This window comes from Chryseobacterium gleum (genome assembly GCF_900636535.1).
GTDB lineage: Bacteria > Bacteroidota > Bacteroidia > Flavobacteriales > Weeksellaceae > Chryseobacterium > Chryseobacterium gleum.
In genome coordinates this window covers 3,672,681-3,699,341 of the sequence record NZ_LR134289.1, presented here as the reverse complement: position 1 = coordinate 3,699,341, position 26,661 = coordinate 3,672,681, and the positions used below count along the sequence as shown (strand labels likewise).

Here is a 26,661-nt window from a genome sequence, read left to right as displayed (position 1 = left end):
TATTTTCATTTTTTTATTACATTTACTATCAACTTTAAACGTAAACCAAATGAAAACAAAATTACTATTCATTTTCTTAGTCTCTTCTATATGGGGAAATGCACAGATTCTCACAGAGACTTTTCAGGGTACGATATTCCCTCCGACAGGATGGACAACAGGAACAAATGTAGCATCAAGACCTTGGGGGTTCACAACAACAATATTCAATGCAACCGGTCAGGCCACATTTAACATTACAGGTGGAAAATCTGCAGGTATCGGGTGGATTGCTCAGGCACAGGATGCCCATTTAACAAGCCCTTCCTTCAGTTTGGCAGGAACAACAAATCCGGTGTTAAAATTTAAGGCCAAAATAGGATATGAATATATGGTTGATCCTAATCCTAACGGAGACTTAAAAGTAGAAGTATCCACAGATGGGGGAACTACATGGAACCAGGTATGGGTTGAAGAAAACTATGGAGTTTATACAGATTACGAAACATTGGCTATTACGGTTAGTTTAGCTCAATACGCCGGACAGGCTAATGTAAAATTCAGATTCCATTACGTAGCTAATGATGCGGACAGCCTTTCAATAGATGATGTTGAGGTTTGGGCAAATGGCACATTATCCACTCAGGAAACAAATGCCAAAGTAAAAGACGTTACTAATATCTATCCTAACCCAACAAAAGGAGAAATAAACATCAAAACAGATAAAAAAATCAAATCTGCTACAGTATTTGATGTAAGCGGAAAATCTCTGCTCAACAATTCTTCTGAGAGACTGGATATTTCTTCACTTCCAAAAGGAACATACTTACTAAAAGTAGACTTCTCAGACGGAACTTCCAAAACGGAAAAAGTAATGAAACAATAACACCATTTATATAAACTTATAGAACCACCAGCTTTGGTGGTTTTTTTATTTACTTTTGCAAAAAATTTGGCAGTGTCTTTTATCAAAACAAAAATCATCAGTTTTTTCAAACTGATCTTTCCTTCCTCTTATACAGAAGTGGCAGTATTTCTGTTCTTTATCACCTGTTATGGAATTCTGGGATCTTATATTGCCCTTCATTACAGGATCATTTTCGACAGCAGAATTCCCTGGGATGCATATTTCAGTTTTGATAATAAATCGATCCTGATGACCGGAGGAAGCTTTGAGAGACATCCCCTGTCCTACTATTTTTTCAACTGGGTACGAGAATTCTCATTATTCATTTCAGGAGGAAAAATGGATGCTAATTTCAGACTTACCCTGGCATGGCTGAGCAATATTATCATCTCATTGAATATTATTCAGGTTTTCAAATATTTAAAGAATATTATTCACCTTCCTTTGGGGTTAAGCATCTTGATTATTCTCTTCTTTGGAGCTTTTTCAACCAACATTGTTCTCTCTTTTACTCCGGAGAATTTCACATATACTTTATTTTTGCTTTCTCTATACAATCACTATGCAGCCATTAAATTAAAAAAAGAAGAAAAGACACCTGCTGTCGCATTATCACTCGCGGGTATTACGATCGGAGGACTTACTATAACTAATTTTATAAAGGTTTTTATCCCGCTCCTTTTTGAAAAAGATCTTTTCAAAAGCTGGAAAAAATTCGCGAATGCTGCGCTTAGGGTCGTTGTTGCTGTGATCTGTTTTGTACTTCTTTACCTGAACAGGATTGATTTTAAATACCAGAATATCTTTTCAAAAACCAATCAGCAATATGAAAAGTTCTCAAATGTAGAATCGATGCCGACATGGGATATGATTTTGTCCTTCTTTTTTGGGGGAAATATTCTTTTCCCAGGCTTTATTATGTCTGATAAACATAATATGAAGGGATTCAATTTCAAAGGGCTTTATATGGATCTTTATTCATCCGCTCTGCCTTACTTTTTTATAGCAATATTATTGATTCTGATAAGTTGGAGTTATTTTAAAAATTTCAGGAATAAATGGGTCCAGATCATCACTATTTCATTTGCAGTTGATATCATCATCCATTGTGTGATGAGGTTCGGACTTCATACTTCCTATATCTATGGGGGGCATTTTGTTTTCGTGTATCCTATCCTGTTAGGATGGCTGTTTTACGCTTACAGATCCTCACCTAAAATCATGTCATTTTTAACATTGACACTGGTGATATTATTCACTTACCTGTTGGTCAATAATATCTTTAGAATGACAGAATTTTTCTGGTTCATGGAAAATTATTATCAATAAAAAAAGCTGAGAAAATTTCTCAGCTTTTGTTTTTTATGTTGAATAAATCGTTCTTATTTTGCTTCAGCACAAAAAATTCTATACTGCACTGCTACTGCAGATTTGAAATATTCTCTGATTCTGGAAAGGTCACTTGCTGCACTTTGTTTTGTGAAATAACTTCCTGCTAAAATTTTATAATTTGGTCTTAAAGAAGCATCAGTTTCCACTTTCAAATTAGGAAATCTCTTTCTGAAATAAGATTTTACCTCATTAGCTTCCTCATTACTTTTCACTGTCGTAATCTGGATTTTGAACCCTAAAATTCTAGGATTTTTTCTACAAATTTCAGCATTGGTAAGCTCTCTGCTCGGCACAAAGATTTTAGGAGGTTTTGTATTTATTCCGGTAGAAATTCCACTATCATTATTGCTGAAATCCTTAGTGGAATTTGTTGGGACAGCTTTAGCACATTTCCCTTCAACTCCCTCCAAAGCAGCATTAATTTTGGAATCCATCGTCATGACAAGCTCCGTTCCCGATAGGGTATCTTTTTTAACAACCTGCTGTGCCTCAATATTATAAAATCCAAATAATGATAATATCGAAAATATTTTGATTAGATTTCTCATTTAAACTTGTTTCCGCAAATTTATACAAATTAAAAAACTATACCAAACAGGTTATTTAGAATCAATACAAATTAACCTTAAATGACATTTTCCCCTTTTTATATGCCGTTAAATTTCTGTTAAAAATATTATTTTTGCCGAATTGATTGAATGTTCAATAATTTACTAACATAAGATAATTTAAATGATTAGTTGGAGAAAGCATTATAAAAAAACGTTGATCGCGATAGGCTTATTGCTATCAACCAGTGCTTCATTTTACGGGCAAGACGGCGATCCTAAAAACGGAGAGAAACTTTTCAAAGCGAATTGTACTGCATGTCACGCGCTGGACAAACAGGTTGTAGGACCACCTTTAAAAGGGGTTGTAGAACGTGTAAAGACAGAAGGTGGTGTAGACAAAGACTGGCTTCACAAGTGGATCAAAGACAACAAAGCTCTTAGAGCTTCTGGGGATAAATACGCCAATGAGATTTTTGAAAAGTTTAATAAGACTGAAATGCAGGTCTTTCCGAATCTTACAGACAAGGATATTGACGACATTTTAGCTTTCACAACTAACCCTCCTGCTCCGGAGGAGAAAAAACCGGAAGCAACTCCTGCAACTGACGCTACTGCGGCAGCTCCTGCAGACAAAACTACTACAAACGTTGTCATCATTTCACTTTTAGCGATCGCAGCTTTACTGGTTTGGATCTTGGTAAAACTAAGACAATTGGTAAAATTGGGTCAATCTGAAGATTTAGCAGGACTTAACGAAACAAGAGTTCGTTCGTTCAGTGAAATGTATGAGAAGTTCCACTACATTGGAAAAGGTTTATTAGCAATTCTTGCTATTCTGGCCGCTTACGGAGTATGGAACTGGTTGATGTGGATTGGGGTTTACAAAGGGTACAAGCCTGAACAGCCTATCTACTTCTCTCACAAAATCCACGCTGGAGAACAGAAAATTGACTGTCAGTTATGTCACTCCAGTGCTAAATACGGAAAAGTATCTGAAATCCCTTCTATGAACGTTTGTATGAACTGTCACAGAACAATTTCTGAATACAACGCAGATCACTACATGGAGCCAGGAAAAGACAAGGCATTCTATGACGGTGAAATCCAGAAGATCTACGCTGCAACAGGTTGGGATCCTGCAAAACAACAGTACACAGGAAAAACACAACCGGTTGAATGGACAAGAATCCACAACATGCCAGACTTCGTTTACTTCAACCACTCTCAGCACGTTATTGCTGGAGAACAGGCAATCATCAATTCTTTCAACAAAAAGAATCCTAACAACAAAATTGATGTTGTATGTAAAGCTTGTCACGGTAAAATTGATACAATGAATGTTGTTCAGATGGCTAACGACTTTACTATGGGATGGTGTATCGAGTGCCACAGAACTACTGAAGTTGATATGAACAACGGTTATAATAAAGAGTACTTCAAGAATCTACATGACAAGTTGAAAAAACAATATCCACAAGATGGAGGTAAAATCACTGTAGATGCAATTGGAGGTCTTGAGTGTGGTAAATGTCATTATTAATAACTAAAAAATTAGAAGTATAAATGGCTTCAAACAAAATACAATTCAGAAGTATTCATGAACTTAAAGATCCAGCTTTGAATAATAAGCTGGCTCAGAAAGAGTTTCAGGAAGAAATTCCGGTAGAAGATTTCCTTGGAGATGCTGAGAAAAACGGATCAAGTACTTCAAGAAGAGATTTCCTTAAATTACTAGGATTCTCTACAGCAGCAGTAACATTAGCTGCCTGCGAAGCTCCGGTAATCAAAACGATTCCTTATGTGGTAAAGCCACATGATATTATTCCGGGAATCCCTAACTATTACGCTTCAACTTATTTTGACGGTTTCGATTTTGCTAGTGTTTTAGTAAAAACCCGTGAAGGAAGACCTATCAAAATTGAACCAAACCCGGCTGGCGGCGATTTAGGTAAAACTAACGCAAGAGCTCAGGCAAGTGTACTTTCTCTTTATGATAACGATAAAGTAAAACAGCCTAAACTGGACGGAAAAGACGAAACTTTCGATAAAGTAGACAGTTTTGTTATTAAAGGTTTGGAAGAAGCTAAAGCGTCAGGCAAAAAGATTGTGGTTTTATCACACTCTTTTGCTTCACCAACTTTCAAAAAGTTATTCGCTGAATTCAAAGCTAAATATCCTACAGCAGAATTAGTAACTTATGATGCCTTCCCTTACTCTGCACAATTAGATGCAGCGCAGGAAGTATTCGGACAAAGAGCATTACCTGTTTATGACCTTAGAGGTTCTGAGCTGGTAGTTTCTTTCCAGGCTGATTTCTTAGGAGATTATAACGCTTCAAGCTTAGAGACTTCTTACGCAGCAGCAAGAAAGCCAGGACCAAACATGTTAAGACACATCCAGGTGGAGTCTAACATGTCATTAACCGGTGCTAACGCTGACTCAAGATACAGATTAAAACCAAGTGCTGTAAACAAGACTTTAGTTGAAGTTTACAATGCAATCGTGGGTGGTGGTACTTCTGATAAGACTGCTGCTGAAATTGCTAACGAATTGAAAGCAAAAGGAAGCAAAGCTGTTGTTTTTGCTGACGGTTCTAAAGGAGCACAGGTTTTAGCACACTTAATCAACCAGAAATTAGGTTCAGTAGCTTTCACAGGTAAAGCCAACTTACTGAAAGAATTCGATGGTGCAAGATACCAGGAATTCCTTGGATGGGTAAACGGTGGACAGGTTGGTGTTTTAGTTACCAACAATGTAGATCCTATCTACTCTCATCCAAAAGGAGAAGATTTCAAAAAATCTTTATCTAAAGTTCCTTACGTAATTGCTGTAGCAGATAAGAAAAATGAAATGTACAAAGCAGCGAAAGCTGTAATTCCGGTTGCTAACTGGTTAGAGTCTTGGGGAGATATCGAACCACAGACAGGAGTATATTCATTAATGCAGCCTACCATCCAGAAAATCTACAAATCAAGACAGATTGAAGAATCTCTATTGGTTTGGAAGAACGGGAAAAACAATGCAGCAAACAACTACTACGATTATTTAAAAGCAAGCTCTGCTTCTCTTTTAGGTGGTACTTCTTTCAACAAAGCATTGTATAACGGTATCAACGCATCTACTAATTCAACAACATTATCTTACGCAGGCGGAAACGCTGCTCAGGCTGTTGCTGAACTAGGAAACTTTAAACCTTCTGAATTAGAATTAGTATTATACACTAAGACTTCAATGGGAGACGGTACTCAGGCAAACAACCCTTGGTTACAAGAATTACCTGATCCAATCACAAGAATGTCTTGGGATAACTATTTGACAATTTCTCCAAAAGACGCAGAAAAGTTCGGAATTGATAACGATCTTAACGCAAGAATGCAGTTAGATGGTTCTATCGTAAACCTTACTGTAAACGGAGTAACAATAAAAGATGTTCCTGTATTCGTACAACCAGGACAAGCTGAAGGATCTGTAGGTCTTGCACTTGGTTATGGTAAGAAAAACTCAGGAGCAACTGCTGATACTGGTGTAAATGCTTATCCTTTATTTGACGGTTCTAATCTTGTTCTTTCAGGTGTTAAAATCGAGAAAACAGGAGAAGATCACGAATTTGCAGGGATCCAGCTTCAAAATACATTGATGGGTCGTTATGAGATCGCGAAAGAAGTTCCTTTGGCAGATTTCATCAACGTAGCTTTCGATGATGAGCACAAAGGATGGAATAAGCCTTTGGAATACCACACGATCAGCGGAGCTCTTCCAGCAAGAAAAATCGACCTTTGGGATGCTTTCGATGATACAGACGGTCCTCACTTCAACTTATCTATTGACCTGAACTCTTGTACAGGTTGTGGAGCTTGTATCATTGCTTGTCAGGCAGAAAACAACGTTCCTGTAGTAGGTAAAGAAGAGGTAAGAATGTCAAGAGATATGTACTGGTTAAGAATTGACCGTTACTATTCTTCAAGACAAACGGTAGAAGTATACGAAGGATTAAAAGACGGAATGGCTGTACCAGAATTATACGGTACTGCATTCAACAAAGAGGGAGGTGCATTGAACCACCCAGCTGATAATCCGGATGTAATCTTCCAGCCGGTAATGTGTCAGCACTGTAACCACGCTCCATGTGAAACGGTATGTCCGGTAGCGGCTACTTCACACGGTAAGCAAGGTCAAAACCATATGGCTTACAACAGATGTATCGGTACAAGATATTGTGCAAACAACTGTCCGTACAAAGTAAGACGTTTCAACTGGTTTACTTATAACCTAAATGACAAGTTCGATTTCAACATGAACAATGATTTAGGAAGAATGGTACTTAACCCGGATGTAGTTGTAAGAACTAGAGGGGTAATGGAGAAATGTTCAATGTGTATCCAAATGACTCAGAATACAATTCTTGAGGCTAAGAAAGAAGGAAGAAGAGTGAAGGATGGAGAATTCCAGACTGCTTGTTCTAAAGCTTGTTCTACCGGAGCAATGACATTTGGAGATATGAATGATAAAGATTCTGAAATTAGAAAGGTATATGCCTCTAACAGAAGATATTATTTACTAGAGGAGATCGGAACAAAACCAAACGTGTTCTATCACACTAAAGTAAGAAACAGAGTAGAAAAATAAAGTTTAAATAATAAATAGGTAAAAAATGTCAGGACATTACGAAGCTCCGATAAGGGAACCTCTAATTATTGGTCACAAAACTTATCACGATATTACAGAAGATATCGCACGACCTATCGAAGAAAGAGCAGGTAAATTATGGTGGATCTCATTATATGCTGCGCTAGTTCTATTCCTCTATGGATTCGGCTGTATCGCTTACACTATCGGGACAGGTATTGGAGCATGGGGGCTTAACAGAACTATTAACTGGGGTTGGGATATTACCAACTTCGTATGGTGGGTAGGTATCGGTCACGCCGGGACCCTAATCTCCGCAGTATTATTATTATTTAGACAGAGATGGAGAATGTCTGTAAACAGATCTGCAGAGGCGATGACGATCTTTGCAGTTGTACAGGCGGCAATCTTCCCTGTAATCCACATGGGTAGAGTTTGGGTTGGATACTGGGTATTCCCTTTACCAAACCAATTCGGTTCTCTTTGGGGGAACTTCAACTCTCCTCTACTTTGGGACGTATTTGCGATCTCTACGTATTTCTCAGTATCAACTGTATTCTGGTTCATGGGTCTAATCCCTGACTTTGCAATGATCAGAGATAGAGCTAAAACTCCTTGGACTAAGAAAATTTATACATTCCTTGCATTCGGTTGGGGTGGTAAAGCAAAACACTGGCAAAGATTCGAAGAACTTTCTTTGGTTCTTGCAGGTTTGGCAACTCCACTTGTATTCTCAGTACACACAACCGTATCCTTCGACTTCGCGACTTCAGTAATTAAAGGATGGCACTCAACTATCTACCCTCCTTACTTCGTTGCTGGTGCGATCTTCTCAGGATTTGCAATGGTACAGACCCTATTGTTGGTTGCAAGAAAAGTTTGTCACTTAGAAGAATATATTACAATGTATCATATCGAAATTATGAACATCGTAATTATCTTAACTGGTGGTATGGTAACGGTAGCTTACGCCACTGAATATTTCATCGGATGGTACTCAGGTTCAAGATTCGAAGATTTCACATATCTTTCTCCGGGTGCTGCTGTAGGACCTTACTGGTGGGCATTCTGGTCATTGATCATCTGTAACCTTGTTGTTCCTGCTTCTTTCTGGTTCAAGAGACTAAGAACGAACATTATCTGGACATTCATTGTTGCATTAATCATCAACATCGGTATGTGGTTCGAGCGTTTTGATATCATCGTTATCAACCTTTCAAGAGACTACTTACCAGGATCATGGACTATGTTTAAGCCAACGATCATTGATGTGGGTGTATACTTAGGAACAATCGGATTCTTCTCTGTATTATTCCTATTATACGCAAGAACGTTCCCTGTAATTGCACAGGCTGAATTAAAATCGATTTTGAAAATCTCAGGTGAAACTTATAAAGCAAAAGAAGGAGATGAGCACCACTAAAATTGTATACGGACTTTATGCTGACGACGACGATTTAATGAACGGCGTTAAAGCATTCAACGATAAAGGAATCGCAATCAACGAAGTTTATACTCCGTTTCCGGTTCACGGACTAGACAAAGCTTTAGGTTTAAAGAAAACCAGAATTTCTGATGCTGCTTTCATCTACGCTTGTTATGGTGTAACTATCGGTGCTACTCTTACCTGGTATGTGATGAATCACGACTGGCCTCAGAATATCGGTGGTAAGCCAGCTTTTGACTGGGGACACAACATGCCTGCATTCGTAGTTCCAATGTTCGAATTAATGGTATTCTGTGCAGCTCACATGATGTCTTTAACTTTCTTGGTTAGAAACAAAATGTATCCGGGAGCTCCGGCTCAGAACCCAGATCCTAGAACTACTGATGATAAATTCATGATGGAATTCGTAACTGAAGATGTAGAATCTGTAAAGCAGTTGCTTATTGAAACTGGAGTTGAAGAAATAACTGTTAAAGACGCTTAAAATGAAAAAGAATGTATTAAAGATTACAGCAGTTTTAGGTTTAACAACAGTTTTACTTAACTCTTGCGGACCAAAGGAGAACACTCCGTTGGTATATTTCCCGGACATGTATTTTCCGGTAGCTTATGATCCATTGATGAAGGCTCAGGATGCGTATTCAGATCATGAAAATGAAATTCCTGCTTTTGTTAAAAATAATGGAGCAACAGGTCTTTCTCCTGTAGAAGGATCAGTTCCTCAGAATAAAGACGGAGTTTTTGAAGAAAGCTTATTACCTAAAAATGTTGACGAGTACAACGCAGGGTATGAAGCTTCTAAAAAACTTACAGTATCTCCTTTGAACCCGGCTAACGCAGCGAAGGACCTTGAAAGAGGTAAAATATTGTTTGATCACACTTGTGCTGCATGCCACGGAACAGGAGGTGATGGGCAAGGACCTATCGTACAAAGTGGAGCATTCTCCGGAGTACCGAACTATGCTGACAGAGAAATTACTGTAGGATCTGTTCATTACGTATTAACAAACGGTAGAAATGCCATGGGATCTTATGCGGGACAACTGAACGCAGGAGACAGATGGAGAGTAGCAATGTATGTGATGAGTGCTTTCAAAAAAGGAGCAGCAGCACCGGCAGCAGCTACAGCGGCGGCACCAGCAACAACTGAAACGACTACCGAAACTAAAAAATAAGAAAAGAAATGTATAGTTTTTCACCAAAATTAAAATCAACTTCTATAATACTTCTTGTTGTAGGTTTAGTTCTTTTCGGTATTGGTTTCTTTTTGAACAAAGGAATTTCTACTGAGAAAATAGAACAAATGATGGAAGCTGTTCATGCTTCAGGTCATACGGCTCCTACACACTCAAGTGAAATGGTTGGACCTCAGGATCACGCGGCTCACCTTGAGCACGCTACATTGCAGGTACACAACCAGCCTTTAGCAGCAATACATTTTGTAGCTGTATTTTTCTTTGGAGTTAGCTGCTGCGTATTATTCTTCTATTCTATTCAGCACGCTGCACACGCAGGATGGCCTATCATCATTACAAGAGTAATGGAAGCTATTGCTTCTTATATCCCTTACGGTGGTGCAATCCTGGTAATCCTGATGATCTTAAACATCACTCATAATGGTCACCTATTCCACTGGATGGACCCTGAATTGACAAACCCGGATTCTCCGCATTTTGATGTGATCTTATTCGAAAAGAAAAAATTCTTGAATATTCCTTTCTACGCAGTAAGAACTTTAATCTATGTGATTGGTGCTTCTTTCTTCGCATGGAAATTGAAAGCTCAGTCTAAGAAAGTAGATGAAACGAAGTCTAAAGTAGAGTACCAGATGCTTTACAGATGGTCAGTAGGATACATCGCATTCTTCGGATTTGCTTCTGCAGCATGGGCTTGGGACTGGTTGATGTCTATTGACCCTCACTGGTATTCTACAATGTATATCTGGTATTCAATGGTTAGCTGCCTTTCAAGTGGTATTGCCGTAATCATTTTATTAAGTGTTTACCTTAAGAAAAATGGTTTCTTACCACAGTTCAATGATAACCACTTACACGATTTAGGAGTATTCCTTTTCGCTACAAGTATGCTTTGGACATATACATGGTTTGCTCAGTTCATGTTGTACTGGTACGCCAACGTTCCAGAAGAGGTTAACTACTTCTTCGGTAGATTCCAGCACTACTCTCCTACTTTCTTACCAATGTTGATCATCAACTTCTTATTACCATTATTGGTATTAGTAAGCAGCAGCATCAAGAGAAATTACAAAGTAGTTACTACAATGGCAGTAGTTGTGATCTTAGGACACATCTTAGATTACTTTAACATGGTAATGCCAGGAACAGTAGGACCATACTGGAACACTCCTGAAGTATTCCTTTTAATCCTTGGAGCTATCCTGTTTGTAGTTGGATTATTTATGTTTACTGTACTTTCAGCTTTATCTAAACTGAAGTTGATCCCTACAGGAAACCCATTCTTACACGAATCTGAAATTTATGAGTATCCTTTCTAAGGACTTGTAACAAAATAAAATGATAAAAGACTGATTGTTAAAACGATCAGTCTTTTTTTATGCATTTTGATCAACCGCTAAAACAAATCTTATTATGAAAACAAAACTTTTCCTCTATTCACTATTCTTTTTTTTAGTCAGCTTTATCCAGGCTCAGACCATTACTTTCGTTTCTGAAAAAAATAATATTCCTCTTCCCAGAGTTTCAGTATTTGGAAAAGACGGAACCATCTTAGCCTATTCAGATATTGAAGGTAAGATTGATAAACAGTCATTGTCGCCTTCCCAGGAAAAGTTTCAGCTTGTTTATAATAATTTTCCGGTAGCTACTTTATCATATTCGGACTTTGACCAATCGGTTATAAAAATTAATGATCAGGTAAAAGAAATTGAAACAGTAGTTATCAAGAACAGTAAGCCTGCCAAGTATATTTTTATCAAAGGAAATTTTAATGCCTATGTTACGGTAAATAATAAGCTGAACAGTTATGCAGACGGAATTGTAACCTATATTTTCGACAACAAAACAAAAAAACTGAAAAGTACCCACGTAGAGCAGTACCGAGTATTCAGAATGGCAGAATCTAAAAACGAAAAGAAAGAAACTTCATCATGGGATTATGGCAACTCACTGAATCTTCCAAAGCTTAAAAATGTAGGGAATCCCGAAGAATATAAAAACTCAAAAAATACGATCAGAGAATTGAAAGGAGATCGCAGAGATCAGATTGAAGTAACAGGAGGAATTCTTCAGGAAAAAGAATTTTCATTTTTCGGATACAGATTTTATGATATAAGAACTATTTTAAATATGTCGTTTGAAAAAGGATCTGAAAAAACATTAAAAGATTTTCTGGAATATAACGAACTTGTTTTTGTTAAGCTAAAACACAAAAGTGAACCTGAATATAATCAGATTGCCGTTTATAATAATTTCTATCCTACAGAATTAAGCTTCAACAATGACAACGATATAGAAAAAGTAAAATTTGATAAGGACAACAGCAATTATAAAACCCCTTACTGGCAGGATGCATCATTTCCCAATATGCAGACGATCTTCAGTAACTTTTTCAAAGGAGATCTGAAAGAACAGCCTAACAAAAAGTAAAAATTTACGATTATGCCTACTGTGAACAGGAATATAACAGTCTATAAAACATAAAGTGAAAATAAAAATCCAGTATTAATAAAGGTTTTATTAAATTTGCAACAAACCAAATAAAAATGAAAAAGTTTTCTTTTCTACTTGTTTTCAGTCTGTTGCTTTTTACAGCATGCAAGAAAGATCATGTAGATGCTACGAATACTAAAACACTGCAGTCAAGTATCAACGATATGACTTCCAGTTTACCTACCATTAAACAAATTAAGTTTAATGAAGCTCTTTATATCCTTAAAACTTTTGGAGTAGAAGCTGATGGTGATATCAATGAGCTGAAGGCCCTGGGAAAACTGATCAATGGGAAAAAAGTTCCTGAGATCATGGCTATGGCTGACGAAGTTGCACAGAAAAACGGAATCGAATGGGCAAGTACTGCCCCTCCATCACTGGGAGAAATGAATATCTTCGGGGATGATAAAGCTAAAGAAAGCGATCCAAATGATGTAAAAGCAGGATCATTAAGCCTTGTGACAAGACCTACAGGTGATGACGGAACCGGAGCGCCTACAGCTATTCAGATTGTTCCGAGACTTGTAGACGCAGCAGGAAATCCTGTATCATTTACAGGAGCCGGCCTCGAAGCTACTCTTGAAGTATTCAGTAACGGTGTAAGACTGGCAACAGCCAAAAACCTGATGCAGGATAACAACTTCAAAGGTTTCAACCTGAAATTCTCCTCTATCCCTGCTTCTAAAGTAGTGGACAATAAAATAGACATTACAGTTTCTGTAAAGACAACAGCTAAAACTTTCAAAATGTCAAAAATCGGGCTTGATGTGAATGCAGCAGCCCTGAAAGTGCCTGTTGTTCCAAAAACCGATTCTACAGCTGTATCGGAACAGCCAAGCGCAGTGGTAGATCCAAATAACCCAACAGCTCCTTCCGGAACTACTACAGATCCTGCAGCTGCTACTCCTGCAGCACCAGCTGCACCAAAACAGCCGACCACAGATCCTAAAAATACAGTAAGCAAATTTTTGAACAGCGTAAGCTCTCAGAATTTGAAAGCAGCCTATGAAACATCCAGCAATCCTAGCTGGGGTAGCTACGAATCTTTCTCAAACCCTACTTCAGGTTTCGGGTCTGTGAAAAACGTGAGCGTAAAGAATATTACGACTAGCGGCGCTACAGCCAACAGCGCCAGCGTAAATGCTACTTATGATGTAACGGATAAAAGCGGAAAGACTACTTCCCTAAAAGTAACTTTCGGGCTTAAAAATGTAAACGGAGACTGGAAAATTTCCAGTTATAAAATCAATTAATAAATGACTTCAGCAGAACTGATCAACAAATTAGAAGAAACAATTGAAAACATCCCTGATTTTCCGATTCCGGGAATACAGTTTAAGGATATTTCACCTATCTTTTTAAACCCAAAACTTTACGAAGAGGTAATTGCAGATCTTGCAGCCTTCAGTAAAGGAAAAATAGATGCAGTCTGCGGAATAGAAAGCCGTGGTTACCTTTTTGGAATTGCTATTGCTGTGGCATTGGAAGTTCCGTTTATTCTGATCAGAAAAGCCGGAAAACTTCCCCCTCCCATCATTTCAGAAGAATATGATTTGGAATATGGAAGCGCCATTATCGAAACCCGGGAAGGACAGTTAAAGCCAGGACAAAGAGTCTTAATTCACGACGATCTTTTAGCAACAGGAGGAACCACAGAGGCGGCTGCCAAACTGGTAGAAAAACAAGGTGCTACCGTTTCACAATTCAGCTTTCTGATCGGCCTAAAAGGATTGGGAGGTGATGAAAAGTTAAAAAAATTCGGTGCTGAAGTCTACCATATTTTAGAATATTAAGATTTAATATATATGCTTCGACATGCTCAGCATGACAACCCTAATAAATTACTGTGAGATTTGAACAGGTCATATTAGAAGTGTCATCCTGATTCTGTCGAAGCATCTTTTTTTAATTAATTCATCATTCACAACTACAATTCATAAAATTTCATTAATAATACTCAGAAAGTATTTTGTAAATCATTCAGAAACAATTAAATTTGCATTTCAATTTTTAAAAACTTATGGCAAAATTGGGAAAGAGTGCTCAGAATGAGCAAGAAGGTAAAGAAACGGTTGAGTTCTTTAAAGACCTTGACAGAGAAGCATTAAACACTGAGAGATTTGTTGAAAAATATTCAAAACCGTTGGGATTAATATTTGGAGCATTGCTTTTAGGGGTTTTAGGATTCTTTGCTTATAAGCAATTTGTAATTGCTCCAAAGAACGCTGAAGCTGTAAAAAGTTTCCTTGCTGCTCAAAAAAACCTTACAGAAGGTAAAGATAAAGATGCTTTAGGCGGAAAATCTGCGGCTAATCCAGGCTTTATCGGTACTGCTAATGAATATTCTTCTACTGAAATTGGTAAACTTTCTGCTTACAATGCCGGTTTATTAAAATTCAAAGAAGGAAAATTCCAGGAAGCTTACGATCTTTTGGATAAATTCTCTTCCAAAAACAAAACTCTGATGGCAATGAAGTATGGAGCTATGGCTGATGCAAAATCAGGTCTTAACAAAAATGACGAAGCTCTTTCTTTATTAGATCAGGCAGCATCTGCATCAGATGATCCTTATACTACTTATTATTTCACAAGAAAAGCAGGTATCGTTGCATTAGGATTAAAGAAAAATGCAGAAGCTAAAAAATACTTCGCTACAATTGACGAAAAATATCAGGACTACGACAACGGAATGTCTGATTCTTATATTGAAATGACTAAATATTATTAAAAAATGGCAACAGTTAATCTTTCCGATTACAAGCCACTTCATATAACTAATGCCGAAGATTTTTCTATCGGCATTGTTTTTTCTGAGTGGAATGATTTTGTAACGTACAATCTTCGTGATGCAGCTTTGGAAATTCTTGAAAAAGAAGGCGTAAAATCTGAAAACATCAAGCTTTTCCCTGTTCCGGGCGCTTTTGAATTAAGCTATGCAAGTATGCAGCTTTGCAAAGAAAGGAAGTATGACGCAGTAATCTCTATCGGATGTGTAATCCGTGGAGAAACACCGCATTTTGATTATGTATGTTCTGCAGTAGCACAGGGAATCAAGGATTGTAATATTATGACTGATACTCCAACTATTTTCTGTGTATTGACAGATGATACCAAAGAACAATCTATTGCAAGAAGCGGTGGAGATCTTGGAAACAAAGGGGTGGAAGCAGCCGTAACGGCTCTTAGAATGATTGATTTCAAAAAGAAATTATCTGATAAAAAAGGGAATATCGGTTTCGGACACTCTTAACCGGAGATTCTCTTTCAAAATATCATGGACTATTTATTAATAGTCCTTTTTTATTGGAATATTAATAAATCATAAATCTCATTAATAAAAAGGATGTTTTTGTTTTTTTCCACCAAAAGTTCTCTACAAAAACTATCTTTGTGAAAACTAATAAAAACAGACAATACATGTTTTTAAAAAAAATAAAACCCTTCCTTTATTTAGGAATTTTCTATCTTATTATTTCATTGATAATAAGAACAATATTCTTTTTTCATCCTATTACAACGGCTAGTTTTGGATTTTTCGAAGTCGTAAAGGTTCTGCTCATAGGTCTGGTAAATGACGTTTTTGTCTTCATTCTGGCCAGCTCCATTCTCGCCCTTTATTTCCTCTTCCTTTCCAATTCGAAATATAAAAAACCTTACGGCTACATTATTTTGGGAGCATTGGTTCTGTTCTTCCTTTATATATGGCTTGTGCCGAACAATATTTTCAAGCAATACGGCGGCTCTGTAATGGAAATCGCTCTTGTCTTCGTAGGAATAAAAACTCTTTTCTTCGGATTGATGCTTTTCCTTCCTGCACAAAGAATTAAAATCCGTAATACCCTGTATTTCATCACGCTATTATTATACGTTCTTTTGATTATTTTCAACGGCGTAAGTGAATATTTCTTCTACAATGAATTCGGGGTACGTTATAATTTTATTGCAGTAGATTATCTTATTTATACGAATGAGGTGATCGGAAATATCATGGAAAGTTATCCTGTTATTCCATTGTTTTCCGCAATTATGATCGTTACACTTGCCATTACATGGTTTATTTATAGGAAAACGAAAGATGAACTTCTGGACCTTCCTGATTTTAAACAAAAAATGGTGCTTCTCGGTAGTTTTATGGTGCTTTGTGCTCTCAGTGCATTGGCTATACCTTCTTTAATGCAGATCAGATCAGACAATGTTTTTGCTGATGAAATTGAAGCGAACGGACTTCCTAAGTTCTATTGGGCATTTACTCATAATGAGCTGGATTATTTCCAGTTTTATTCACAGATTAACCAGCAGCAGGCTGAAAAGAATTTCCTGAGCCAGTACCCGCAGCATACCTTATCAAGAGCAATTGTTGCTGAACAGCCGGAAATGAAGAAAAATGTAGTATTGATTTCTATCGAAAGCCTTTCCGCAGATTTCATGGAGCATTATGGAAATACACAGAAAATTACTCCTTTCCTGGATAGCCTTGCAGAAAAGTCTCTGATGTTTACCAATCTTTATGCTACCGGAAACCGAACTGTACGCGGCCTGGAAGCTTTAACATTGTGTATTCCTCCAACTGCGGGAGAAAGTATCATCAAAAGAGATGACAATAAGAATAAATTCACAACCGGAAATGTTTTTAAATCCAAAGGATATGATGTCAAATTTTTATACGGAGGGTACAGCTATTTCGACAATATGCAGGATTTCTTCGGAGGAAACGGATATGGTATTGTAGACAGAAACAGCTTTAAACCTGAAGAAATTACTTTTTCCAATGTTTGGGGTGTTGCTGATGAAGATATGGCCAGAAAAGCCATTCAGGTAATGAATGCTGAAGCGAAATCAGGAAAGCCATTTTTCAATCACTGGATGACTGTTTCCAACCACAGACCGTTTACTTATCCTGACGGAAGAATCGATATTCCGGGAACAGCAAAATCCCGTGAAGGAGGTGTAAAATATACAGACTACTCACTTAAACTGTTCTTTGAGATGGCTAAAAAGCAGGATTGGTATAAAAACACGGTTTTTGTAATCATTGCAGACCACTGCGCATCAAGTGCCGGGAAAACAGAGCTTCCGATGGATAAATACAGAATTCCTGCGATGGTATTCTCAGAAGGGTTTATCCAGCCGCAGAAATTCAATGGGTTGATGTCTCAGATTGATGTGATGCCTACACTTTTCGGATTGTTGAATTTCAGCTATCAGTCTAAATTCCTGGGCCAGGATGTGTTCAAACCGGAATTCCAGCCTAAAGCTTATGTGGCAACCTATCAGGACCTGGGCCTTATAAAAGACGGACATCTGACTATTATTTCTCCGGTAAAAAAGGTAAAACAATATTTTCTGGAACTGGAAAAAAGTGATCTGGCGCCTGAGTTTAAGCTGTATTACGATGAAAAACTATTAAAAAATCCAGATCAGAAACTAGTAGATGACGCTGTATCAGCATATCAGTCCACTTCTTACTGGTTAAAAACGAAGCAACTTAACAGATAAATATCTAAATATTTTCGCTCATAATCTGGTGTAAAATATTTAAATTAACCGATAAATTTATTAATATGAAATGGACAGACGACAGAGGCGGAAACGTTGATGACCGCCGTGGTTCAGGAGGCGGAAGTGGCGGTATGATTGTAGGAGGCGGGCTCGGAACCTTAATTATAGCAGCCATCGTGTTCTTTTTAGGAGGTGACCCGTCCGGTATTTTGAATTCCGGAAGCATGCAGCCTTCAGGCAATACTGGAGAACAAAGAGAACTGACTGCCGGTGAAAAGCAGATTGGTGAAATGGTAAAAATGATGGATGCCTGGAATAGCCAGACCTGGACTCAGATTTTTAAAGAAAACGGCATGACATATACCGATCCGGGTATTGTTCTTTTCGAAAATACAACTTCTTCAGCATGTGGTACAGCTCAGTCTGCCATGGGACCATTCTATTGCCCGGCTGATCAGAAAGTCTATATGGATATGAGTTTTTTTGGTGAACTTCAGCAAAAATTCGGAGCTAAAGTAACAGAATTTACGGTAGCTTATGTTCTTGCGCATGAAGTAGGACACCATGTTCAGACTCTTTTGGGAACTACTCAAAAAGTAGATGCGTTAAGAAGAAGCGGAAGATATTCTGAAGAGCAAATGAACAGAGTTTCCGTTGCTACAGAATTACAGGCAGATTTCTATGCAGGAGTATGGGCAAAAAGAACCAATGACAGCAAACATATTCTGGAGCCCGGAGACATTGAATCTGCAATAGATGCTGCAGAAGCTGTTGGAGATGATAATATCCAGAGAAGAGCACAGGGATATGTAAATCAGGAAAGCTTTACTCACGGATCTTCTGCACAGCGTAAAGAATGGTTTATGAAAGGATACAATACCGGAGATATCAGACAGGGTGATACTTTCAACCAGTTGTTGAAATAATTTATAAAACTTTAAATAATAAAAATGCGATCTCAGTGTGAGACCGCATTTTTTTATTATTGTAATTCGATCGGATTAGAATTTCTCTTTGCTTCTTCTTTTATCCGCTCCTCCATTCTCTTTCTCATATCGGCAGGATTCTGATTTCCTCCCCCTCCAGGGCCTCCAGTTCTCATGGGTGCAGCTACACCACCACCCTGATTCATAAATGACATTGGATCTGTTTTAAACTTTTGCTGCTGTTTTACAAAATCGGCTCTTTTCACTTTTAAAGTGTTCCCAAACTGGTTCAAAGTCGGAAATTCTGCGATTTTGTAATTCTTCATGAGATCAAAAGAATAATCTCCTTTGTCATCTTCTATTTTTACAATTAATCCCGGAAGTCCGCCAAACTTGTATGGTCCGTCCTGATAAGGAAGATCTGTGGTAAACCAGGCAGTCCATTTTCTGCCTCCAAAATCGGTTTCTGCTTTCTGAACTTTGTATTCGCCAATTTTTCTTGTTTCTGACTCTATTTTCCAGTTCAGCGGTCTGTCTTCTTCGTATGAATAAATATCACGTCCGATTCTGTCTTTGAAGTAGGTCTTTTGGTTTGTCTTATCCTTTTCTACGGAATAGTTGATATTGGACCTCAGACTTTCCATCTGATCTCTGTTGATACTTCCTCTTCCTCCTCCACCTTGAAATGCTTTTTGCATGATAGAATCTCTTTTGATTCTGTTTTCAGAATAAAAAACTGATTTTTCCGGAGAAATATCCAGATAAGCATTTTCTGTCTTGATATCTGTTTTATTTTCTGCATCCGGTTTCATAGTCACCTGATACACAAACCTGTTTGTCTGTGCAGAAACATTCTGTATGAAGAGTGCCAATGCGATAATACCTAATTTTTTCATTTATATTTTTATTTATTTTAATTCAATTGGATTCTGGGCTGTATGGGTCAAAGAAGGAACTTCTCCAGACGAATCTGTTGAGACAGGAATTCCTTGATTTTCACCACCCATTCCTCTGTGCATTCCGCCACCGCCATGGCCACCGCCTCTCATTCCTCCGCCACTCATTCCACCCATGCCACCATGTTTTCCTCCTCCAAAATTCATATTTCCAGCCATTGCTTTTCTGCTTTTACCAAACTCCAGCTCCAACGCTGCTTTATCGCCATGGAAATTTATCCTTGTACTTTGTTTGGCATCCGGCTGAATCTGTTCTTCAAAAGCATTTTTAATATTAATCTTTTTAACAAGATCAAATTTATAATCTCCTTTGTCATCTTCCAGCTTTACAATAAGTCCTGGCAGTCCTGAAAATTTATAAGGTCCATCAGAAAAAGGAATCTCTTTGGTAAACCATGCCGTCCAGGTTCTTCCTCCAAATTCAGTGACTGCTTTTTGAGCAGAATATCCATTCTGTTTCTCAATTACATTGGTCACTTCCCATTTTACAGGTCTGTCTTCCTGATAGTAAATTTGTTTTCCGGCAGCCTTTTCATAGTAATACACTTTCTGTTCCGGAATAGCTTTGGTAATAAAATATTCAAAAAAAGTAGGCTCAAAATGTTTTCTCCCTTCCATTTTTGAAAAATCTTTTTCTTCTTTTTTCGTTTCTTTCGCTTCTGATCTTACAGAAGTAAAAAGAGAATCTCTTTTTAGTTTATTTTCACTGATAAATAAGGAATGTCCTTCTTTAATATCCAGAAAAGTTCTCTCACTTTTCATGCTTACCAGATTGATTGAATCCGGGTTTACCAGCGTTTCATAAACGAATCTTGTGGTTTGCCCATAAGATATTGCAGTAAAAAACAACACAAAAAAAGTTATGATTTTTTGTCCCATTACCAATTTTCTTTATAGATCGGAAATACCTCAGAAGGTTAAAATTACAAATGAAATCTTCACATAAAGAGAAGAAATTTATCTGTTTTTAACATAAATCTTTGCCTTTAAAATCCCTATTAATATCAGAATCATTAAAATAGATATCTTCGATTTGAGATTGCGGAAATTAGTTCGTATTTTTGCATCATTAAATCATTCTAAATAAATACAATGATAAAAGTATCAGACCATGCAAAGGAAAAAGCCATCCAGTTGATGACGGAAGATGGTTTTAACCCTGCTGAAGATTATATAAGAGTAGGGGTAAAAAGCGGCGGATGCTCTGGTTTAGAGTATGTTTTAAAGTTTGACAACGAAAAAACAGACGCAGATCAGATTTTTGAAGATAATAACATTAAAATTATTATAGATAAAAAATCCATCCTTTATTTAGCAGGAACAACTCTTGAATATTCAGGAGGATTGAACGGAAAAGGGTTTGTTTTTAACAACCCGAATGCATCCAGAACATGTGGATGCGGGGAATCATTTAGTCTTTAGAGAAAAGACATTAGATCCTAGATTTCAGACCTCAGAGCTATTCTGAATTCTGAAATCTAACATCTGAAATCTAAAAAATTATAATGAGTAAATATACAGAAGACGATTTAAGAGTCGATCTAGAAAATAAAAAATACGAATTCGGTTGGGAAACCAAAATAGACTATGAAGATTTCCCGATTGGTTTAAACGAGGATATCATCCGTGCCATCTCCGCTAAGAAAGAGGAGCCGGAATGGATGACTGAATGGCGACTGGAATCTTTCAAAATCTGGCAGAAAATGGTAGAGCCTACATGGGCTAATATCAAATATGAAAAACCAGATTTTCAGGCAATCCGTTACTACGCTGCTCCTAAAGTAAAGCCTGAGTTGGCAAGTCTTGATGAAGTAGATCCTGAATTATTGAAAACATTCGAAAAGCTAGGGATTAATATCGAAGAGCAAAAAAGACTTTCGGGCGTTGCCGTAGATATCGTAATGGACTCAGTTTCTGTGAAAACCACTTTCCAAGATACATTGGCAGAAAAAGGAATTATTTTCTGTTCAATTTCTGAGGCTATTAAAAACCATCCTGATTTAGTAAGAAAATATCTTGGAAAAGTAGTTCCGAGAGGAGATAACTTTTATGCAGCATTGAATTCCGCAGTATTCTCTGACGGAAGTTTCTGTTATATTCCCAAAGGAGTAAAATGCCCAATGGAGCTTTCCACTTATTTCCGTATCAATCAGGCAGGAACAGGACAGTTTGAGAGAACCCTTGTGATTGCAGATGAAGGAAGTTATGTTTCTTATCTTGAAGGGTGTACAGCTCCGTCAAGAGATGAAAACCAGCTTCACGCAGCAGTGGTTGAGCTTATTGCTTTAGACAATGCTGAAATTAAATATTCAACGGTACAGAACTGGTACCCTGGTAATGAAGAAGGAAAAGGTGGAGTATTCAACTTTGTAACCAAAAGAGGGCTTTGCGAAAGAAATGCGAAAATCTCATGGACGCAGGTAGAAACAGGTTCTGCAGTGACATGGAAATATCCGTCTTGCATCCTTAAAGGAGACAATGCAATCGGAGAGTTCTACTCTATCGCAGTAACAAACAACCACCAATACGCAGATACAGGAACAAAAATGATCCACATTGGAAAAAATACCAAATCAACAATCATTTCCAAAGGTATTTCTGCAGGAAAATCCCAGAACTCATACAGAGGACTGGTGAAAGTAATGCCTTCTGCAAAAGGGGCCAGAAACTTCTCCCAGTGTGATTCTCTGTTGATGGGTAATGAATGTGGAGCACACACTTTCCCTTATATTGAAATTAAAGATCCTTCCGCACAACTGGAGCACGAGGCAACGACTTCAAAAATCGGAGAAGATCAGATTTTCTACTGTAACCAGAGAGGTATTGATACTGAAAGAGCTATTGCCTTAATCGTAAATGGTTTCAGTAAAGAGGTTTTAAATAAACTTCCAATGGAGTTTGCTATTGAAGCTCAGAAACTACTTGAAATTTCATTAGAAGGATCAGTAGGATAAAGATATGTTAGCTACAGAAAGATTAATTTTAAGAAAACCAGCAAAAGAAGATTTTGAAAAATTCTTTGAAATTAATCATGACCCTGAAACCAATGTTCATAATCCAGCCGGACCCATGAGTTTTCAAAAAGCAGAAAGTACATTTACCAGAATGCTTGAACACTGGGAAAGGTATCATTTCGGAAGCTGGGCAATTGCTGAAAAGGAAAGCCCTGAAAATATATTAGGTTTTGGAGGTCTGAGCTATAAACTCTACGGAGAAGAAGAAAAATTGAATTTAGGCTATCGTTTTGCTTCCCAGGCATGGGGGAAAGGATATGCCACAGAATTCACCAGGAAAGCTATAGATTTTGGGCTTAATGAGGGCAACAATAAAGAAATTTTTGCTATTGTCCGCCCCAGCAATATAGCTTCTGTTAAAGTTTTGGAAAAGGCAGGTATGATCAACATCGGGACCCTTAATGACGTTCCTGGTCAACCTGAAAGTTTAGTATATAGAATTCAAAAATAATTTGTTTAAGCAAATAAAATGTTAGAAATTAAAAACCTTCACGCCAAAATTGAAGATGGCGCAGAAATATTAAAAGGGATCAATCTTGAAATAAAGCCAGGCGAAGTTCACGCTATCATGGGGCCAAACGGAGCCGGTAAATCTACCCTTTCTTCTGTAATCGCAGGAAAAGAAGATTACGAAGTGACTGGTGGAGAGATTCTTTTCGAAGGACAAGACATCAGCGAAGATGCTCCTGAAGATAGAGCTCACAAAGGAATTTTCCTTTCTTTCCAGTATCCGGTGGAAATTCCGGGGGTTTCCGTAACCAACTTTATCAAAGCTGCTTTGAACGAAACAAGAAAAGCAAACGGACTGGAAGAAATGCCTGCAAAAGAAATGCTTGCCTTAATCCGTGAGAAATCTGAAAAACTGGGCATCAAAAAGATTTTCTTTCAAGATCTCTGAACGAAGGATTTTCAGGAGGTGAGAAGAAAAGAAACGAAATCTTCCAGATGATGATGCTTAATCCTAAATTAGCTATTCTTGATGAAACCGATTCAGGACTTGATATCGATGCTTTAAGAATTGTAGCAGACGGAGTAAATTATTTTAAAAACGAAGGAAACGCAGTTCTTTTGATTACGCACTATCAAAGATTACTTAATTATATTCAGCCTGACTTCGTTCACGTGTTAGCAGACGGGAAAATCATCAAAACAGGTGATAAGTCTTTAGCCTTAGAACTTGAAGAAAAAGGTTACGACTGGCTTTTAAATTAATTTGAAATTTACTATTTGAGATTTGAAATTATGCCAACCATTCATGAAATGCAGCAAGTATGAATCTCTAAAGTAAAAATTGGATTCCTATTCCTCGGAATAACAATATTTTAGTTCAAAAAAAAGAAAAAATGGTGCAAACCACAGATATACCAGTAATGGCATTAAAAGAACAAATTATAGAGAACCATAATGAGTTTTTGGAGAGTCTTCGTCACAGATTTCTGGATGATGAAAGAAAAACGGCGCTTCAAAGATTTAACAATATTGGTTTTCCCACTAAAAAAGACGAAGAATATAAATATACCAATCTAAAGGAGATCACGGAAAAAAGCTACAACTTCTTCCCGAAAGAGAACCATAATATCACTAAAGAGCAGTTTGATGAGTTGCATCTTGGAGAAGAAAATTTTGATTGGATCGTTTTTGTAAACGGCAAACTTCACAAAGAACTTTCAAAAGTTTCTATTGAAAACGTAGAGTTCCTTTCTTTCAACTACGCATTGAATGATGAGAAGCACAAAGAGGTTTTTGAAAAATACTTCAATACTATTGCGTCTAAAGAACAGGCCTTCACAAACTTAAACCTTGCTTACTGCAAATATGGTTTCTTTTTGAAAGTACCTAAAAATGTAGTCATTGAAAAGCCAATTCACGTTTTTTACATTTCCCAGAACCAGGAGGAAAATACATTTTACAATACCAGAAATCTTTTGATCGTAGAAGAAGGTGCAAAAGTAGAAGTGATTGAAAGCCATCATAATTTTGACAGCTCTTATGTATTGACCAACTCTGTTACAGAGATCTTTACTTATCCTAATGCAAAAGCTGACTGGCATAAACTTCAGAACGATAACAATACAACTTACCTTATCGATAATACTTTCGCAAAACAGGAGAAAGACAGTTTAACCACTGTAAACACATTCTCTTTCGGAGGTAAACTGGTAAGAAATAACCTTGACTTTATTCATAACGGATCGAATATCAATTCATTCATGAACGGAATCACCATCATCGGAAAAGATCAGCTGGTAGACCACCATACAGCGGTTCACCACAACTTCCCGAACTGTGAAAGCTACCAGAACTATAAAGGAATCTTCGATGGCAATGCCCACGGAGTTTTCAACGGAAAAGTTTTTGTTGATAAAATCGCTCAGAAAACAAACGCTTACCAGCAGAACAATAACGTTTTGCTAAGTGAAGGAGCGAGTATCGATACTAAACCTCAATTAGAAATCTTTGCTGATGACGTAAAATGTTCTCACGGCTGTACCGTAGGCCAATTGAATGAGGATGCATTATTCTACCTGAGAGCAAGAGGGATCTCTAAAAAAGAGGCCCAGGCATTACTTCTATATGCATTCGCAAATGATGCAATGCAGAACATTGACATAGAACCTCTGAAAGAAAAAATTTCAAAGCTGCTGGCTGAGAAACTGGAAGTTGATATAGAATTTTAAGACTTATATATATATTGATACACAAAAGCACTTCAAATGAAGTGCTTTTTATTTTGTGATAGTCGTCTTATTTTTTTAACCAGCTTTGATTGTCCTTATTATCTGAACGCTTTTTGCCATTATCTATATTATAGGCAAGACCTACCCCTAATGTCTGTTTCAACTGTGTTTTCCATATCTGATTATGGTCATACAACAGATCAAGGGTAACGTTGGTAGAAATGTATTTATTGATCTTCATGCTTAAAACTCCGCTATATCCGAGAACAAGCCTGTCCGGGTGATCAAGGTAGTTTGAGAAGACAGATGCTGTATTTAACAGGGTGATGTTCTCCATAATTTTCAGCTTATACATAGCAGTACCCAAAAAACCGAACTGGAAAAGGGAAGAATCTCCATCATTTTTAAGACCATACGTTCCTGCTTTCTGAAGGTCTTTGTCTAAAACAAATGTCCATCTGGCATTGGCCGGACGTAAGGTTACCGTAAGATTATCATTGGGACGGTATGTGACACCAGCTCCTAAATTCAAATAACCAGGCGCCATAAAGTTCGAAATTTTGGCAGCATCCGGATTATTTCCATCTTCATATCCGGGAGCAAACTGGGTCTGAAGACCTGCACCCGCAGAGAAATACCAGTGTTTGGCAAATTCTCTACCATAATTGGTTGAAAGATTAATAACGTCCTGTGTTTTTCTTACTCCTGTTCCCTGAGTATTATTTTGTCCATAACCCAGAATAATAATATTCTCCCAAAGATCCTTTCCTTTTTCGTAAGTAAGATTGTAATTAATACCGGCAAGCCATCCTACGTTGTTGGCTCCACCTCCTACCCAGTTGGAAAAGGCAGCCTGATTAAGCATTAATGTATTTTGTCCCTGAATAGACCAGGCTTTCACAGTGTCTGATGCCGGTGCATCTGTTTTAGTCTCCTGAGCAAGCGCTAAAGCTCCGAAAGAGATAGAGCTGATCAATAAAAGTTTTTTCATAATGTT

23 protein-coding genes and 1 pseudogene are annotated in these 26,661 nt (G+C 37.5%); 20 read left to right on the top strand and 4 right to left on the bottom strand.

What is annotated here, in order from left to right; translation table 11 throughout:
• Window positions 1-49 precede the first annotated feature (49 nt).
• Both EL165_RS16840 and EL165_RS16835 read left to right on the top strand, forming a co-directional pair.
• Entirely contained in the window at window positions 50-865 is an 816-nt protein-coding gene (locus EL165_RS16840; RefSeq protein WP_002982411.1) for a T9SS type A sorting domain-containing protein, read from the top strand.
• 72 nt (window positions 866-937) lie between these two features.
• Window positions 938-2,215 (top strand): DUF6080 domain-containing protein, encoded by a 1,278-nt coding sequence (locus EL165_RS16835; RefSeq protein ID WP_228370570.1) that lies wholly within the window; start codon window positions 938-940, stop codon window positions 2,213-2,215.
• Window positions 2,216-2,268: 53 nt separating this feature from the next.
• Here the strand turns inward: EL165_RS16835 and EL165_RS16830 are convergent, their stop codons facing one another.
• Entirely contained in the window at window positions 2,269-2,826 is a 558-nt protein-coding gene (locus tag EL165_RS16830) for a hypothetical protein (RefSeq protein ID WP_002982407.1), read from the bottom strand.
• A gap of 184 nt (window positions 2,827-3,010) precedes the next feature.
• Here EL165_RS16830 and EL165_RS16825 point away from each other — a divergent pair, with 184 nt between their 5' ends.
• The 13 genes from EL165_RS16825 (at window position 3,011) to ypfJ (ending at window position 19,016) form a co-directional block, all read left to right on the top strand.
• The gene (locus tag EL165_RS16825; RefSeq protein WP_002982405.1) at window positions 3,011-4,369 is read left to right on the top strand and encodes a c-type cytochrome; all 1,359 of its coding nucleotides are present in this window, start codon (window positions 3,011-3,013) and stop codon (window positions 4,367-4,369) included.
• 23 nt (window positions 4,370-4,392) lie between these two features.
• Window positions 4,393-7,455 (top strand): TAT-variant-translocated molybdopterin oxidoreductase, encoded by a 3,063-nt coding sequence (locus tag EL165_RS16820; RefSeq protein WP_002982404.1) that lies wholly within the window; start codon window positions 4,393-4,395, stop codon window positions 7,453-7,455.
• Window positions 7,456-7,480: 25 nt separating this feature from the next.
• A complete protein-coding gene (gene nrfD, locus EL165_RS16815; RefSeq protein ID WP_002982402.1) occupies window positions 7,481-8,878 on the top strand; it encodes an NrfD/PsrC family molybdoenzyme membrane anchor subunit in 1,398 nt (465 codons plus the stop codon).
• Window positions 8,865-9,386, top strand: a complete 522-nt coding sequence (locus EL165_RS16810) for a DUF3341 domain-containing protein (protein WP_027371993.1) — start codon at window positions 8,865-8,867, stop codon at window positions 9,384-9,386. Before nrfD ends, EL165_RS16810 begins: the two co-directional genes overlap by 14 nt.
• A gap of 1 nt (window position 9,387) precedes the next feature.
• Window positions 9,388-10,077 (top strand): c-type cytochrome, encoded by a 690-nt coding sequence (locus EL165_RS16805; protein WP_002982398.1) that lies wholly within the window; start codon window positions 9,388-9,390, stop codon window positions 10,075-10,077.
• 8 nt (window positions 10,078-10,085) lie between these two features.
• Entirely contained in the window at window positions 10,086-11,417 is a 1,332-nt protein-coding gene (locus tag EL165_RS16800; RefSeq protein WP_002982396.1) for a hypothetical protein, read from the top strand.
• 94 nt (window positions 11,418-11,511) lie between these two features.
• Window positions 11,512-12,528, top strand: coding sequence for a hypothetical protein (locus EL165_RS16795; protein WP_002982394.1), 1,017 nt, complete (start codon window positions 11,512-11,514; stop codon window positions 12,526-12,528).
• A gap of 116 nt (window positions 12,529-12,644) precedes the next feature.
• Entirely contained in the window at window positions 12,645-13,844 is a 1,200-nt protein-coding gene (locus EL165_RS16790; RefSeq protein ID WP_002982392.1) for a hypothetical protein, read from the top strand.
• A gap of 3 nt (window positions 13,845-13,847) precedes the next feature.
• Complete coding sequence (locus EL165_RS16785; protein ID WP_002982390.1) at window positions 13,848-14,384, top strand: adenine phosphoribosyltransferase; 537 nt, start codon at window positions 13,848-13,850, stop codon at window positions 14,382-14,384.
• 227 nt (window positions 14,385-14,611) lie between these two features.
• Entirely contained in the window at window positions 14,612-15,319 is a 708-nt protein-coding gene (locus EL165_RS16780; RefSeq protein WP_002982387.1) for a YfgM family protein, read from the top strand.
• Window positions 15,320-15,322: 3 nt separating this feature from the next.
• Window positions 15,323-15,841, top strand: coding sequence for a 6,7-dimethyl-8-ribityllumazine synthase (gene ribH, locus EL165_RS16775; protein WP_002982386.1), 519 nt, complete (start codon window positions 15,323-15,325; stop codon window positions 15,839-15,841).
• Between the two features lie 167 nt (window positions 15,842-16,008).
• Complete coding sequence (locus EL165_RS16770; protein WP_002982383.1) at window positions 16,009-18,087, top strand: LTA synthase family protein; 2,079 nt, start codon at window positions 16,009-16,011, stop codon at window positions 18,085-18,087.
• Between the two features lie 65 nt (window positions 18,088-18,152).
• On the top strand, window positions 18,153-19,016 hold the full coding sequence (gene ypfJ, locus EL165_RS16765) for a KPN_02809 family neutral zinc metallopeptidase (protein ID WP_002982380.1): 864 nt from the start codon (window positions 18,153-18,155) through the stop codon (window positions 19,014-19,016).
• Between the two features lie 56 nt (window positions 19,017-19,072).
• On the opposite strand, the gene EL165_RS16760 is transcribed toward ypfJ, so the two are convergent.
• Together EL165_RS16760 and EL165_RS16755 are read right to left on the bottom strand one after the other, a co-directional pair.
• Window positions 19,073-19,912, bottom strand: coding sequence for a GLPGLI family protein (locus EL165_RS16760; RefSeq protein WP_002982376.1), 840 nt, complete (start codon window positions 19,910-19,912; stop codon window positions 19,073-19,075).
• A gap of 12 nt (window positions 19,913-19,924) precedes the next feature.
• Complete coding sequence (locus EL165_RS16755) at window positions 19,925-20,851, bottom strand: GLPGLI family protein (protein ID WP_002982372.1); 927 nt, start codon at window positions 20,849-20,851, stop codon at window positions 19,925-19,927.
• 213 nt (window positions 20,852-21,064) lie between these two features.
• Here EL165_RS16755 and EL165_RS16750 point away from each other — a divergent pair, with 213 nt between their 5' ends.
• The 5 genes and pseudogenes from EL165_RS16750 to sufD all read left to right on the top strand — a co-directional run bounded on the left by EL165_RS16750 (window position 21,065) and on the right by sufD (window position 25,664).
• The gene (locus tag EL165_RS16750; RefSeq protein ID WP_002982371.1) at window positions 21,065-21,394 is read left to right on the top strand and encodes a HesB/IscA family protein; all 330 of its coding nucleotides are present in this window, start codon (window positions 21,065-21,067) and stop codon (window positions 21,392-21,394) included.
• Between the two features lie 83 nt (window positions 21,395-21,477).
• A complete protein-coding gene (sufB, locus tag EL165_RS16745) occupies window positions 21,478-22,926 on the top strand; it encodes a Fe-S cluster assembly protein SufB (protein WP_002982368.1) in 1,449 nt (482 codons plus the stop codon).
• A gap of 4 nt (window positions 22,927-22,930) precedes the next feature.
• Window positions 22,931-23,437, top strand: a complete 507-nt coding sequence (locus EL165_RS16740; protein WP_002982366.1) for a GNAT family N-acetyltransferase — start codon at window positions 22,931-22,933, stop codon at window positions 23,435-23,437.
• Between the two features lie 18 nt (window positions 23,438-23,455).
• Window positions 23,456-24,198 (top strand): annotated as a pseudogene (gene sufC, locus EL165_RS16735) (Fe-S cluster assembly ATPase SufC).
• Window positions 24,199-24,356: 158 nt separating this feature from the next.
• Window positions 24,357-25,664: a Fe-S cluster assembly protein SufD gene (sufD, locus tag EL165_RS16730; RefSeq protein WP_041462021.1), complete on the top strand. Its 1,308-nt coding sequence runs from the start codon at window positions 24,357-24,359 to the stop codon at window positions 25,662-25,664.
• A 67-nt stretch (window positions 25,665-25,731) separates the two neighbouring features.
• On the opposite strand, the gene EL165_RS16725 is transcribed toward sufD, so the two are convergent.
• Entirely contained in the window at window positions 25,732-26,655 is a 924-nt protein-coding gene (locus EL165_RS16725) for a DUF3078 domain-containing protein (RefSeq protein WP_002982357.1), read from the bottom strand.
• Window positions 26,656-26,661: the final 6 nt, after the last annotated feature.

Coding starts and splice junctions, on each gene's coding strand:
- EL165_RS16760 (WP_002982376.1), bottom strand. CDS start 19,912: ATGAAAAAATTAGGTATTATCGCATTGGCACTCTTCATACAGAATGTT.
- EL165_RS16780 (WP_002982387.1), top strand. CDS start 14,612: ATGGCAAAATTGGGAAAGAGTGCTCAGAATGAGCAAGAAGGTAAAGAA.
- EL165_RS16830 (WP_002982407.1), bottom strand. CDS start 2,826: ATGAGAAATCTAATCAAAATATTTTCGATATTATCATTATTTGGATTT.
- EL165_RS16820 (WP_002982404.1), top strand. CDS start 4,393: ATGGCTTCAAACAAAATACAATTCAGAAGTATTCATGAACTTAAAGAT.
- ypfJ (WP_002982380.1), top strand. CDS start 18,153: ATGAAATGGACAGACGACAGAGGCGGAAACGTTGATGACCGCCGTGGT.
- EL165_RS16740 (WP_002982366.1), top strand. CDS start 22,931: ATGTTAGCTACAGAAAGATTAATTTTAAGAAAACCAGCAAAAGAAGAT.
- EL165_RS16725 (WP_002982357.1), bottom strand. CDS start 26,655: ATGAAAAAACTTTTATTGATCAGCTCTATCTCTTTCGGAGCTTTAGCG.
- EL165_RS16840 (WP_002982411.1), top strand. CDS start 50: ATGAAAACAAAATTACTATTCATTTTCTTAGTCTCTTCTATATGGGGA.
- EL165_RS16810 (WP_027371993.1), top strand. CDS start 8,865: ATGAGCACCACTAAAATTGTATACGGACTTTATGCTGACGACGACGAT.
- sufB (WP_002982368.1), top strand. CDS start 21,478: ATGAGTAAATATACAGAAGACGATTTAAGAGTCGATCTAGAAAATAAA.
- EL165_RS16770 (WP_002982383.1), top strand. CDS start 16,009: ATGTTTTTAAAAAAAATAAAACCCTTCCTTTATTTAGGAATTTTCTAT.
- sufD (WP_041462021.1), top strand. CDS start 24,357: ATGGCATTAAAAGAACAAATTATAGAGAACCATAATGAGTTTTTGGAG.
- EL165_RS16805 (WP_002982398.1), top strand. CDS start 9,388: ATGAAAAAGAATGTATTAAAGATTACAGCAGTTTTAGGTTTAACAACA.
- EL165_RS16825 (WP_002982405.1), top strand. CDS start 3,011: ATGATTAGTTGGAGAAAGCATTATAAAAAAACGTTGATCGCGATAGGC.
- EL165_RS16800 (WP_002982396.1), top strand. CDS start 10,086: ATGTATAGTTTTTCACCAAAATTAAAATCAACTTCTATAATACTTCTT.
- EL165_RS16785 (WP_002982390.1), top strand. CDS start 13,848: ATGACTTCAGCAGAACTGATCAACAAATTAGAAGAAACAATTGAAAAC.
- ribH (WP_002982386.1), top strand. CDS start 15,323: ATGGCAACAGTTAATCTTTCCGATTACAAGCCACTTCATATAACTAAT.
- EL165_RS16750 (WP_002982371.1), top strand. CDS start 21,065: ATGATAAAAGTATCAGACCATGCAAAGGAAAAAGCCATCCAGTTGATG.
- EL165_RS16795 (WP_002982394.1), top strand. CDS start 11,512: ATGAAAACAAAACTTTTCCTCTATTCACTATTCTTTTTTTTAGTCAGC.
- nrfD (WP_002982402.1), top strand. CDS start 7,481: ATGTCAGGACATTACGAAGCTCCGATAAGGGAACCTCTAATTATTGGT.
- EL165_RS16790 (WP_002982392.1), top strand. CDS start 12,645: ATGAAAAAGTTTTCTTTTCTACTTGTTTTCAGTCTGTTGCTTTTTACA.
- EL165_RS16755 (WP_002982372.1), bottom strand. CDS start 20,851: ATGGGACAAAAAATCATAACTTTTTTTGTGTTGTTTTTTACTGCAATA.